Below are 12,346 nucleotides of genomic sequence, written 5' to 3'. Positions count from 1 at the left end.
ATAGCAAAGGTCCCTTGCTCCTCTTTCGGCTGCCGGACCGAGCAGGTTCAGCAGGACGTCGTGGGTTTGCCCGCCTTCAGATTGGCCAACTGGGCGAGCGCGTCGTCCAGTGTGGACACCTTGATCAGGTTCAGCCCGTCGGGCGCCGCCGTCTTGGCCTCCGCGCAGTTGTGCTCGGGCACCAGGAAGTCGGTCGCGCCTGCCTCGCGGGCGCCGACGACCTTGAACGAGATCCCGCCGATCGGCCCGACCTTTCCGGTCTCGCTGATCTCGCCGGTGCCCGCGATGTGCCGTCCGGCCGCGAGGTCGCCGGGCGTCAGCCGGTCGATGATCGCCAGCGTGAACATCAGGCCCGCCGACGGGCCGCCGACGTCCTGCAGCGAGATGTTCACCGAGAACGGCGCGTCCGCACGGTCGGTGGCGGTGAGGCCGATGAAGCCTTCCTGCCGGTCCTGCCGCTGCGCGAGCGTGATCGGGACGGTCCGCTCTGGCTGGCCGTCCGCCTGGAACGTGATCGGCACCGACTGCCCGGGTTTCGTCCCGTTGAGCGCGGCCCGCACGTCGCCCGCTTCGGCGATCTTCTTACCGTTGACGGTGATCAGCCGCGCGCCCGGCGAAAGCACGTGGTCGGCGGGGCTGCCGGACACGATCTCCTTCGCGACCACCTTCACCGGGTAGCCGAGATGACGCAGCGCGGCGACCTGCGCATTGCTCTGGGAGTCCTGCAGTTGCTGGATGTTCTCGCGCTTGACCTGTTCGTTGGTCTCGCCCGGCTTGAAGTACTCCTCACGCGGTGCGAGCGCGTACCGTCCGCTGGCCCACAGGCCCAGCGCGGTGAACATCGTGATGCCGTCGTTCAGCGACACCGTGGTCATCCGCAGCTCGCCGGTCGTCGGGAACACCTCGTGCCCGGCGACCTGGATGACCGGGTTGTTCGCGGCGTCCCGGCCGAGCGTGTCGTAGGTGGGCCCGGGGCTGATCGCGACGAACGGCACCTTGACCACGGACCCGACCACGGCGAACACCAGGAACAGCAGGCCACTGACCAGCAGGGTCCAGCCACGCCGGCTCATGCCGCGGGGGCGATCCGCCGACTCGTTCGCCTGCGCGGCGCTGCTCTTCGCGGGAGCGGTCTCCTCGGAGGACTTGGTCACGCCCGACAGCGTACGGTGACCGTGTTCGCTTCTCGGTGAAGGCCACGCTCATCGGCCCGGTTGACGAGGTCGGGGCTGCCTGACACGCGTACGGTGGTCCTATGAGCAATCCCCCGTTCGGCTTCGGACCGCCCGATCCCGACAAACGAGGTGACAACGAGCCGTCGGACCCCGGCGGTGCCGAGGCCTTCAATCAGCTGGGTCAGATGCTCAGCCAGCTGGGCCAGATGCTCAGCCAGGCGGGTAGCTCGGCCGGGCCGGTGAACTACGACCTCGCCAAGCAGATCGCGCTGCAGAACCTCAGCGAGACCGGTGAGTCCAAGATCGGCTTCAGTTCTTCCGGCGACGCCAACTCGGCGGTGCGTGACGCCGCCCATCTCGCTGAGCTGTGGCTCGACGCGGCGACCATCCTCCCCGCCGGCGCGACCTCGACGGTCGCCTGGTCCGCCCGCACATGGGTCGAGAAGACGCTGCCCACCTGGCAGCGGCTGTGCGATCCCGTAGCGCAACAGGTTTCCGGCGCGTGGATGCAGGCGTTACCCGAGGAGGCCAAGCAGGCCGCGGGCCCGCTGCTGTCGATGATGGGACAGATGGGCGGGATGGCCTTCGGCTCCCAGCTCGGCAACGCGCTCGCTCAACTGGCTTCCGAGGTGCTCACCTCCACCGAGGTCGGGCTCCCGCTCGGCCCCGCCGCGACATCGGCGTTGCTGCCCTCGAACATCGAGAAGTTCGCCGAGGGCCTCGAGCTGCCGAGCAGCGAGATCCTGGTCTTCCTCGCCGCGCGCGAGGCCGCGCACCAGCGCCTGTTCTCCCACGTCCCGTGGCTACGGCAGCGGCTGCTCGCGACGGTCGAGGAGTTCGCCCGCGGCATCACCGTGGACACCTCCGCCCTCGAACAGCTCGCCGGCCGGATCGACCCGGCCAACCCGGCGAGCTTCGAAGAGGCCATGTCCTCCGGCTTGCTGGAGCCGCAGACCACGCCAGAGCAGAAGTCCGCGCTGAACCGGCTGGAGACGTTGCTGGCTCTCGTCGAGGGCTGGGTGGACGTCGTGGTGGCGGAAGCCATCGGCGACCGGCTGCCGGGCGCCGACGCGCTCCGGGAGACGCTCCGCAGGCGGCGCGCCACCGGCGGGCCCGCGGAGCAGACGTTCGCGACGCTGGTCGGGCTCGAACTCCGGCCGCGGCGGATGCGCGCCGCCTCGGCGCTGTGGAAGCTGGTCGGCGACCAGCACGGTGTCGAGCAGCGGGACCGCCTCTGGTCGCATCCCGACCTGATGCCGACCGCCGCCGATCTGGACGAGCCACTGGACTTCGCGGAGCGCCTCGGCTCGGCCGACACGGGCGATGTCGACCCGATCGCCGAGCTCGAGCGCACCGAACAGGGCAAGGCGGCCCAGGACAAGTCCGAGCAGGACCGCAAGGAAGACACCGGCGACCAGGGCTGACCCGCCCTGGCCGCCGCCGTCCTTTGTTCCCTCAGTCCTCCGCCGCTATGCCCCATCCGGCGGCGGAGGACAGGCCCTCCAGGAACCCGATCGCGCGTTCTGTTTTCGGGTAGCGCCGCACCAGCGCCCAGAACGCCGCGTCGTGCCCTGGCTCGCGCAAATGCGCCAGTTCGTGCACGAGGACGTAGTCCAGGACCCACGGTGGCACCCGGCGGAGCCGGTCGCTGACCCTGATCGTGGCGTCGACCGGGGTGCACGACGCCCACCTCGTCCGCATCGGCGGTACCCAGCGCACGCTCGCCGGGACCGCCGTGCCGTCGAGATACTTGTTGGACAACACCTCGCAGCGTGCGAGCAGTACGTCGTCCGACGCCTTCGGCGGCGCCGCACGACGTGGTTCCGAGCGCAGCAGCTTGCGCTCCATCTCGGTGACCCAGTGTTTTTCCTCCGCCCTGGTCATCCGTGCCGGAATGAGCACGACGAGCGTGTCGTCGTTCCAGTACGCGGTGACCGTGCGATGCCGGCGCTGGCTACGCCGCACCTCTACCTTGTGTCCGGGAGTGTCGGCCGGGGGGTTCGTCTTGCCCCGGCTTCTGAGAGACGGAATCCGTGCTTCGACCACTCGACAACGGTAAGGCCAGACACCGACAACTCCGAGCGCCGAAAAGTCACAGCGCCGACTTGTCCACAACGGCTTCCCCCTGTGGATAACCGGCCTGTTTCCGGACGGTGATCAAGCGCTCACCTGCCATGCTGCGTTCATGAGCACCTCGACCATCACCACCCCGGCGGTGCCCCTGCCCAGGTACCCGGTTCTGCTTTCCGGCCTCGACGTGCTCGAACGCGGGCCCGACGAGATCCAGCTCGGGCTGGACCCACGGCACGGCGTCGTGATCACCGACCTGCCCGACGCGGTGGTCGGCAGGCTTCGCAGACTCGACGGTCAACAGAGCGTCGACACGATCTTGCTCGCGGAGAGCGAACATCGCGAGCAACTGCGCACGGTTCTCACCCAGCTCACAGCGTTAGGGCTGGTCACCGAAGCGGAGCCGGCGAGCCACTCTCCGCGACGCGGCGCCGAAACCGGGCTGTGGTCGCTGCGGGCGAGACACCATCAGACGGCCTTGACCGAACGACGCCGGAACAGCGCCATGGCCGTGCACGGGGACGGCCGGCTGGCCGTGGCCACCGCGGTCCTCCTGGCCAACGCCGGGGTCGGGCACATCGACGTCCGCATGTCGGGCACCGTCATCGAACAGGACCTCGGTTCCGGGTTCACCGAAACCGAATTGGGCAAGCCCCGGCGGACCGCGCTGGCCGACGTCGTCCACCGGGTCGACGCCCGCACCCGGACCACTCGCCTCACCAGCATCCGCGGGCCGGAACTGGTCCTGCTCACCGACGCCGTGGTCCCCGCGCCCGAAGTGGTCGACGAGCTGATGACGGCCGGGACACCGCACCTGCCGGTGCGTGTCCGGGACGGCACCGGCATCGTCGGCCCGCTGGTCGTGCCCGGCCGAAGCAGTTGCCTCCACTGCGCTGACCTGCACCGGACCGATCTCGAGCCGTGCTGGCCCCGGGTCGCGAGTCAGCTGATCCGCCATGACCAGCACCCGGATCTGGGCGCCGTCCAGGCCACCGCCGCGCTGGGGGTGGCGCAGGCGATGCGGCTGCTTTCCCCGAGCGAAACCGCTCCCCCGGTGTGGAACGCGACGCTGGAGATCGACGCCTTCGAGGGGAAGGTGCGGCGCCGCGTCTGGGTCCCGCACCCTCGATGCGGCTGCGGCGCCTCAGCCGTACGTCACCCGGCGTAGACCGCGGAGACGTCCCGAACCTGCTGTGCCGGCAAGGGTTCCCAAGGCAGAATCGCTAGGGTGACCGACTCCCACGACCGTCCCGCAGACCGAGAAACCGCGATGCCCAGCAAGGGCGTCGCCCGGACCGCCAAGCTCGCCAGCCTGCCGCTGGGGATCGCCGGGCGGGCCGTGGGCGGCTGGGGACGGAGGATGGCGGGCCAAAGTGCGGAGCAGGTGAACGCGACGCTGTCGGCGAAGGCCGCGGAGCAGCTCTTCGAGGTCCTCGGCTCGCTCAAGGGCGGCGCGATGAAGTTCGGGCAGGCGTTGAGCGTGTTCGAGGCCGCCGTGCCCGACGACATGGCGAAGCCCTACCGAGAGGCCCTCACGAAGCTGCAGGCCGCGGCCCCGCCGATGGCGGCCCGGCAGACTCATCGCGTGCTCGCCGAGCAGCTCGGCCGCACCTGGTCGGCCAGGTTCGCCCAGTTCGACGACGAACCCGCCGCGGCCGCGAGTATCGGTCAGGTGCATCGCGCGACCTGGCACGACGGGCGCGAGGTCGCGGTCAAGGTTCAGTACCCCGGCGCCGACGAAGCGCTCCGCAGCGATCTGCGGCAACTCCAGCGGTTCAGCAGGCTGTTCCAGGCCTTCGTCCCGGGCACCGAGGTCAAGCCCCTGCTCGCCGAACTCGCCGACCGCATGAACGAGGAACTCGACTACCAGGCCGAAGCGCAGAACCAGCGAGTGTTCGCCAAGGCGTTCGCGGGCGATCCCGGGTTCCTGATTCCCCGCGTCGTCGCCAGCTCGCCCAAGGTCGTGATCACCGAGTGGGTCACGGGTACCCCGCTCTCGGAGATCATCGCGAACGGGGACCGCGAGACCCGCGACCTGTCCGGCAGGTTGCTGGCCGAGTTCCACTACTCGTCACCGGAGCGGGCACGCCTGCTGCATTCGGACCCGCATCCGGGCAACTTCATGCTCACCGGCGACGGCAGGATGTGTGTGATCGACTTCGGCGGGGTGGCCCGGCTGCCCGACGGGATCCCCGCGCACCTCGGCGAGATGACGCGGCTGGCGCTCGACGGCGACTCCGACAAACTCATGCGGCTGCTGCGCGAGTGCGGATTCGTGCGAGCGGGCACGGAACTGGACGCGGACGAAGTCCTCGCCTACCTGTCCCCCTTCACCGAACCGCTGGCCGGGCCCACGTTCCACTTCACGCGCCGCTGGATGCAGAAGCAGGCCGGGCGGCTGGGCAACACCCGCGGCAGCGACTTCCGGGTCGGCCGCTCGCTCAACCTGCCACCCGAGTACCTCATGATCCACCGGGTCACCGCGGGCTCGACGGGGATCCTCTGCCAACTCGACGCCGAGATCCCGGCCAGGGACATCGTGGAGCGCTGGCAGCCAGGTTTCGCGACCTGAGTTATCCACAGGGCAACGGAAAGCGACCGGAATTCTCCGTTCGCGGAGCGGAGTTGTCCACAACCTCAGGAAGCCGGTTCCACCCGGATGGCCGAGCGGTCATGCTCGGATCATGACCATCACGGATCGCGCCGACATCCTGGCGCTCAGTGACCCGACGGCCAGCGGAGTCGTCAACAACAAGCAGTTGCGCAGCGCCGGAGTGTCCGCACGAAGAACCGCCCGGCTCTGTGGTCCCGACGGGCCGTGGCGCCGGCTGCACCCCGGGGTGTTCCTGATGCGCAACACCGCGCCGACCCGGCTGCAGATGCTGCACGCCGCGATCGCGCGCTTCGGTGATGGCGTCGTCATCACCGGCACCGACGCGCTGCGCGCACACGGCATGAACTACCGGCTCACCAACGAGATCCGGCTGCTGGTGCCCGAAGGCCGTAGGCTCACCGCAACCGGCGTGGTGACCCAGCGGACCTCACGCATGCCGGAGCCGGTGCTGGTGGACGGGCTTCCGTTCGCCTCTGCGAGCCGCGCGACGCTCGACCTCGCCCGGCGGGAACCCGACCCCTGCAGGCTGACGTACCTGCTCACGCTGCCCCTGCACTGGGGCCTGTGCGAGAAGGCCGACCTGCTGGCCGAGCTGGACGCGGGCGATCAGCGCGGTTCGGCCGCGGTCCGCGCGGCGCTGCGCGGGATCAGCGGACACGAGACGTTCGCACAGGGTTGGGCCGCGAAGGTGCTGGCCGTGACACCGCTGCCGCCGCCGAGCTGGAACGTCACCGTGTGCGATCTGCGTGGCCGCCGGATCGGCACGGCGGACGCGTGGTGGGACGAGGTCGGGCTGGCCTGGCGCTACCGGACGGACACGAACGAACCGGGCGACGGCTTCAGTCATCTGGCCCTGACCGCGACCGGGATCGTCCTGGTGCGGTGCACGCTCCGCCAGATGCAGGAGCGAACGCGTGAGGTCGTCAGCGAGCTGGTGCGGGCGTTCGGGCAGGCAGCACGTACCCCTCGCCCCAAGGTGCGGGCCTACGGCCGGGTCGGGAACGCCGCATGAGCGATGCTTGCGAGCGAATCATGGGCATCACGCTCATGCGCGACAAGGGATTCAATACTGTCTCGCGGAGCGAGGCGATCGCATGAGCGAGTTCACCAGTACTCGTCCGGGAGTTTCCCTTCGATGTCACGGACATGCTCGCGAGCGCACCGCGGGCAGAGCCAGCGCGGCGTGCCCCGGTCGCGGTCGGAAACCCAGGAGAGCGCTTCCACGGGATCCTCGTCGCCGGGCCGTGACCGGCCACATCGGTGGCATGCGACCGGCTGTTCCGCAGCAGTCACGCCCGCCGTCCACAATGGATCGTCTTGGTACCGAGCAGGTACAGATCTTCGCGTGCGCCAAGGTATTCGGGCGACTTCGGGTCGAGCAGGACGCCGAGCGCGGCACGATCGTCGGTAGCGAGGTGCTCACCAGCCCAATCGGCGAGTCTGCGCATACCGTGCACGACGTAGTCCCGCAGCTGTGGCGTTCCCGGTGCCGGGTGATCCAGGAGCACGCTGAACGACGTGACGTCCGAAAGCCCCGCTCGCTGCAGCGCGACCGGCCAGCCATAGGGCATCGGGACAACGCCCGGGATCCCTGCCCGCATCCCGACGAACCATTCCTCGCGCGCGGCCAGCAGTCGCTGTTCGAGGCCGGGGCGGCCGACGCCCAGGTCCCAGGGAAGGCTGTGCGGCGCGATGCCACCTTCGGAGATCGCGAGCCATCCGCCCTGGCGTGTCAGCGTGGCCAACGTACGCAGCGCGGCCTGCTGGTCCGCGACGTGATGTACCACCCCGGAGGCCCACACCAGGTCGGCGGCGGGCAGCAGATCCGGCAACGCGGGGTCGGCGAGATCGCTGAGCACTGCCTGGCACTCGACTCCCTCGGCCGCGACAGCGCGCTCGGCCTCGGAGAGCAACTCGGGAGTCAGGTCCGTCAACACGAGGGTTCCCCCGGAACGACCGGCGAGCTCACGTGCGAACAGAACGCTCATCCCACCCGCTCCACAGCCGATGTCCACGACCGTCGGCGACTCGGGCAACAGGTCGGCAAGGCGCCGTGCCGCCGCCGTCAGCGCTTCCGCGTGGAGCGCGTCGGCCATCCGCAACGCCGCCAGGCGGTCGGCCCAGTCGATGCCGTCGTGAGTGTGTGTGGCCACCACCACATTGAACACCAACCGCTGCCGCGGCGGCCCGAAACGAGGCGGAGGGCCGGCCTCGGCGGCCGGCCCTCCGTTCACTCAAGCCTGTCGATATCGCTCCGCGCGGCGGTTCGCCCATCGGGCTACCCGGCTCCACCGGCGAGCGGCACGAACGCTACCTCGTTCCCGCTGCGCACGGACCCCTTCCTCGAGGTCCCGTATTCGTGCTCTGGACAGTTCTTCGTACAGCAACATCTCGTTGATCTCCTTGGTCGTAACGTCTTTGAGCTGGGCGGGACGGCGATCCGTCTCGGCAGTTCGCGCCTCGTAATCCCTGGTGGTGACCGGTGCGATGCTCATGCGGCAGCGCTCCGGGCGGAAGCGGCCGGACGCGCCTGGGCCGCGGCGGGCTCGACGACGGCGTTCTTCCGCGGACGCCCACGAGGACGCTTGCGGGCGATCACGACGCCGCGCTCGAAGATCTCGCCACCCCAGACGCCCCACGGCTCACGCCGGGCGAGCGCACCCGCGAGGCAGGCCTCGCGGACCGGGCAGGCCGCGCAGAAGCTCTTGGCCCGCTCCAGCTCGGCAGGTGACTCCGCGAACCAGAGGTCCGCGTCGCCGGACCGGCAAGGCAGGTTGAGCTCGGGCGACGCGATCGCGTCGAGCAGGTCGCTGACGCCCGCCTCGGCGAAGGCGTCAGGCAAGGCACCCTCGGAAGCGAGGGTGAAGGCCGAAGACATTTCAGTGCTCCTTTGTGTCGTACGGGTTTTCGGATTGGCGATGGGACTGGACAGTGCTGCTCCCTGGGGTCGTGCAGCCAAAAAAACACGAAGGCCGCGGATCCGTTTCCGGTTCCGCGGCCTTCGTGAGCCTGTCGTCCTGACCTGGCTGTCAGGAACTTCGCTCCCGTATGGACAACGGAACACGGAACTGCTTGATGGTCGGCAGATCGACGACAACCTGCGGGTACGCCCCGGCCTTGGCCGTGGCGGTGACGAAGGTGGTGTCGACGGTGGCCCACAGCCGTTCGATACGGCGCGTGCCACGGATCGCGTGAGCGCTCACGAACACATCGGTGCCCTGGCGCTGAGCCTGCGCGGCGTTCGCGGCGCAGGACAGAAGGGTGCCAGGGTTCGTGAGCTTCATGTTCGAGATCATTTCACCGGCACCTCCTTCTTCTGTCGCACGCGAACCGCTCCGCGGTCGGCGTCACATGGATCCCCAGTCGGGCCCTTAACGACCCGGTGTGTGCAGGTTATGACCCCCGCCCACCCTGGGGCAACTTATTTTCCGGAAAACTCGTCCAAGCTACGAAGATCGACCCTGAGCAGCGGGTTCGCCGCATGGATCATGGCCGAGACGCGGTCAAGACCGCATGGCCGACCGGACCACGTCGAGCACCTCCGCACCGAAGCGTTCGAGCTTCGTCGCACCGATGCCGGAGATCGCCACCAGCGCGCCGTCGTCGGTCGGGCGCTGCTCGGCGATGGCCATCAGGGTAGCGTCGGTGAACACCACGAACGCCGGAACCTTGAGCTCCCGCGAGCGCTCCCCGCGCCACGCCTTCAGCTTCTCCAGCAGCTTTTCGTCCACAGTGGACGGACAGCGGCCGCAGCGGCCAAGCTTGACCTCCATCGTCTCCAGCAGTGGCCCGTCGCACACCCGGCACCGGGTCTTGACGACGACCTGCTTCTGCTGGGACCGGGCGACCCGCGCGGCGGGGTGGTCCTCCGGGATCAGCCCGTAGAGGAAGCGGCTGCGCCGCCGGTTGCGCCTGCCGCCCGGAGTGCGAGCGAGCGCCCAGGACAGCCACAGGTGCACTCTCGCCCGTGTGACCCCGACGTAGAACAGCCTCCGTTCCTCCTCGATCGCGGCGTCGTCACCGTCGGCGTGAAGGATCGGCATCGTGCCCTCGGCAAGCCCGACCAGGAAAACGGCGTCCCATTCGAGCCCCTTGGCCGCGTGCAGCGACGCGAGGGTGACGCCCTCGACGGTCGGCGGATGCTGCGCGGCCGCCCGCTGGTCCAGTTCCGCGACGAACCGGTGCAGATCGGCGTCCTCGACCGTCGACGCGAGTTCCTCGGCGAGCTCGACCAGCGCCAGAAGTGCGTCCCATCGTTCCTTCGCCGCGCCACCCGAGGGCGGCTGCTCGGTCAGCCCCACCCTGGCAAGGACGGAGCGAACCGTCGTCACCAGGTCGACCACGGCGGAGTCGGCCGTGGCCACCCGCAACGCGGACATCGCCTGCCGGACCTCGGTCCTCGCGAAGAACCGCTCACCGCCACGGACGAGATAGGGGATCCCGGCTTCGGTAAGTGCCTGCTCGTACGCCTCCGACTGCGCGTTGACGCGGTAGAGCACCGCGATCTCACTTGCCGCGACCCCACCGTCGAGGAGGTCGCGAACCCGCCGCGCGACGGCCTCGGCCTCGGCGGCCTCGTCGTCGAACTCCGCGAACCGGGGCTCGGGGCCGGGTGGCCGCTGCCCGATGAGCTTGAGCCTGGATCCGGCGGGGCGGCCGCGTGCGGCGCCGATGACCTGGTTGGCCAGCGTCACGACCTGGGGCGTCGAGCGATAGTCGCGTTCGAGCCGGACGACGGTCGCGTCGGGGAAGCGCCGCGTGAACTCGAGCAGCGAGCGCGGCGAGGCACCCCCGAAGGAGTAGATCGTCTGGTTGGCGTCGCCGACGACGGTGAGGTCGTCGCGTCCGCCGAGCCAGGCGTTGAGCAGCCGTTGCTGCAGCGGCGTGACGTCCTGGTACTCGTCGACGACGAAGCAGCGGTAACGATCGCGGAACTCCTCGGCGACGGCGGCGTGTTCCTCCAGGACCGCCGTGGTGTGCAGCAGCAGGTCGTCGAAGTCGAGCACCTGGGCGGAGTTCTTGATCTTCTCGTAGTTGCGGTAGACCTCGGCGATCTGCGTGGCCCTGGCCGGGATGTCCCGCTGCGTGCGCGAAACCACGGCCGGATAGTCGTCCGGGCTGACCAGCGACGCCTTGGCCCACTCGATCTCGCTGGCGAGGTCCCGCAGCACCTCGGTCTCGGTGCTGAGCCCGGCGCGGTTCGCGGCCTGGCCGACGTAGCGGAACTTGTTCTCCAGCAGATCCCACGGCCGGTCGCCGATGACCCGGGGCCAGAAGTACCGCAGCTGACGTCGCGCGGCGGCGTGGAACGTCAGCGCCTGCGCCGCGTCCACGCCGAGGCCGCGCAGCCGCGACCGCATCTCCCCCGCGGCACGCGCGGTGAACGTGACCGCGAGCACCTGACCTGCCGCGACGTGTCCCGACCGGATCAGATGCGCGATGCGATGGGTGATCGTCCGCGTCTTGCCGGTCCCGGCCCCCGCGAGCACGCAGACCGGCCCGCGCGGCGCCGACGCCGCGGCGCGTTGTTCCGGATCGAGCCCGTCGAGCAGGCCAGGACGACTCTTGGGGGAGGATGCGCTAGCCACCTTGAGATCCTCGCAGAGGGGGCCGACAGGTCCGTGGCAGGGCACGCGGCCGTATCCTGGTCATATGGCGGGAAAGCTGGACAAGGAAGCGGCGAAGCAGGCCAAGAAGGAGAAGCGCGCGGCGAGCAAGGCTCGCCGGGGGCAGATCTTCGAGGCCTTCAAGATGCAGCGCAAGGAAGACAAGGCGCTCATCCCCTTGATGGTGGGCGCGATCCTGGTCGTCACTGGCGTGGTGTTCGGGATCGGCTTCATCTTCAACATCCAGTGGGCGCTGCTGCCCTTCGGCATCGTGCTCGGCGTGCTCGCTGCGGTGATCCTCTTCGGACGCCGGGTCCAGCGGACCGTCTACTCGAAGGCGGACGGCCAGCCCGGCGCGGCGGCCTGGGCGCTGGAGAACCTCCGCGGCCGCTGGAAGGTCACCCCGACGGTCGCCGCGACGACCCAGCTGGACGCCGTGCACCGCGTGCTGGGCGGCCCCGGTGTCATCCTCGTCGCCGAAGGCGCCCCGCACCGGGTGAAGTCCCTGCTCGCCCAGGAGAAGAAGCGTGTCTCCCGGCTCGTCGGCGACACCCCGATCTACAACGTGACCATCGGCAACGAAGAGGGCGAGGTCCCGCTGAAGAAGCTCCAGGGCTACCTGATGAAGCTTCCGCGGAACCTCAAGCCCGGCCAGGTCGACGCCCTCGAAGCGAAGCTGGCCGCCCTCGGCAACCGCGGCGCCGCCATGCCGAAGGGCCCCATGCCCGCCGGCGCCAAGATGCGCAACGTCCAGCGCACCATCCGCCGCCGCTAACCCGCGAGCAGAGCAGGGGACCTTTGCTAAAGACCCCCGCGGCCCAATGATGCCGCGCCCCCGATAGGCGCGAAAATACGCGGGGGCGGGGCATAAAATGAGAGAG

Annotated in this window: 12 protein-coding genes; 5 read left to right on the top strand and 7 right to left on the bottom strand. The window is 69.5% G+C overall.

Annotation, left to right across the window (positions count from 1 at the left end):
• Positions 1-47 precede the first annotated feature (47 nt).
• Positions 48-1,052, bottom strand: coding sequence for a PDZ domain-containing protein (locus tag ACFWY9_RS34085; RefSeq protein ID WP_378330331.1), 1,005 nt, complete (start codon positions 1,050-1,052; stop codon positions 48-50).
• 203 nt (positions 1,053-1,255) lie between these two features.
• Between ACFWY9_RS34085 and ACFWY9_RS34080 the strand changes: the two genes are divergently transcribed.
• Positions 1,256-2,599: a zinc-dependent metalloprotease gene (locus tag ACFWY9_RS34080; RefSeq protein ID WP_378340792.1), complete on the top strand. Its 1,344-nt coding sequence runs from the start codon at positions 1,256-1,258 to the stop codon at positions 2,597-2,599.
• Between the two features lie 31 nt (positions 2,600-2,630).
• On the opposite strand, the gene ACFWY9_RS34075 is transcribed toward ACFWY9_RS34080, so the two are convergent.
• Entirely contained in the window at positions 2,631-3,140 is a 510-nt protein-coding gene (locus ACFWY9_RS34075) for a M48 family metallopeptidase (protein ID WP_345401715.1), read from the bottom strand.
• 220 nt (positions 3,141-3,360) lie between these two features.
• On the opposite strand from ACFWY9_RS34075, the gene ACFWY9_RS34070 reads away from it, so the two are divergent.
• The 3 genes from ACFWY9_RS34070 to ACFWY9_RS34060 all read left to right on the top strand — a co-directional run bounded on the left by ACFWY9_RS34070 (position 3,361) and on the right by ACFWY9_RS34060 (position 6,871).
• Complete coding sequence (locus tag ACFWY9_RS34070) at positions 3,361-4,413, top strand: TOMM precursor leader peptide-binding protein (protein WP_378340791.1); 1,053 nt, start codon at positions 3,361-3,363, stop codon at positions 4,411-4,413.
• A 102-nt stretch (positions 4,414-4,515) separates the two neighbouring features.
• Positions 4,516-5,817: an ABC1 kinase family protein gene (locus ACFWY9_RS34065; protein ID WP_378330330.1), complete on the top strand. Its 1,302-nt coding sequence runs from the start codon at positions 4,516-4,518 to the stop codon at positions 5,815-5,817.
• A 112-nt stretch (positions 5,818-5,929) separates the two neighbouring features.
• Positions 5,930-6,871 carry a hypothetical protein gene (locus ACFWY9_RS34060; RefSeq protein WP_378330297.1) on the top strand — a complete coding sequence of 314 codons (942 nt, stop codon included), beginning with the start codon at positions 5,930-5,932 and terminating at the stop codon, positions 6,869-6,871.
• Positions 6,872-6,963: 92 nt separating this feature from the next.
• Here the strand turns inward: ACFWY9_RS34060 and ACFWY9_RS34055 are convergent, their stop codons facing one another.
• From ACFWY9_RS34055 to ACFWY9_RS34035, 5 genes are all read right to left on the bottom strand, one after another.
• Positions 6,964-7,152: a hypothetical protein gene (locus ACFWY9_RS34055; RefSeq protein ID WP_378330296.1), complete on the bottom strand. Its 189-nt coding sequence runs from the start codon at positions 7,150-7,152 to the stop codon at positions 6,964-6,966.
• The gene (locus tag ACFWY9_RS34050) at positions 7,149-8,012 is read right to left on the bottom strand and encodes a class I SAM-dependent methyltransferase (protein WP_378340790.1); all 864 of its coding nucleotides are present in this window, start codon (positions 8,010-8,012) and stop codon (positions 7,149-7,151) included. The genes ACFWY9_RS34055 and ACFWY9_RS34050 overlap by 4 nt, the downstream gene beginning before the upstream one ends.
• A gap of 338 nt (positions 8,013-8,350) precedes the next feature.
• Positions 8,351-8,737: a WhiB family transcriptional regulator gene (locus ACFWY9_RS34045; protein ID WP_378330294.1), complete on the bottom strand. Its 387-nt coding sequence runs from the start codon at positions 8,735-8,737 to the stop codon at positions 8,351-8,353.
• Positions 8,738-8,888: 151 nt separating this feature from the next.
• Positions 8,889-9,155 (bottom strand): hypothetical protein, encoded by a 267-nt coding sequence (locus tag ACFWY9_RS34040; protein ID WP_378340789.1) that lies wholly within the window; start codon positions 9,153-9,155, stop codon positions 8,889-8,891.
• Positions 9,156-9,362: 207 nt separating this feature from the next.
• Positions 9,363-11,447: an ATP-dependent DNA helicase UvrD2 gene (locus ACFWY9_RS34035; RefSeq protein ID WP_378330292.1), complete on the bottom strand. Its 2,085-nt coding sequence runs from the start codon at positions 11,445-11,447 to the stop codon at positions 9,363-9,365.
• A gap of 64 nt (positions 11,448-11,511) precedes the next feature.
• On the opposite strand from ACFWY9_RS34035, the gene ACFWY9_RS34030 reads away from it, so the two are divergent.
• Positions 11,512-12,240: a DUF4191 domain-containing protein gene (locus tag ACFWY9_RS34030; RefSeq protein ID WP_378330291.1), complete on the top strand. Its 729-nt coding sequence runs from the start codon at positions 11,512-11,514 to the stop codon at positions 12,238-12,240.
• The last annotated feature ends 106 nt before the right edge of the window (positions 12,241-12,346 follow it).

It is taken from the genome of Amycolatopsis sp. NPDC059027 (assembly GCF_042739735.1).
In the GTDB taxonomy this organism is placed as follows: Bacteria; Actinomycetota; Actinomycetes; order Mycobacteriales; family Pseudonocardiaceae; genus Amycolatopsis.
This window is presented reverse-complemented; position numbering and strand designations above follow the sequence as displayed.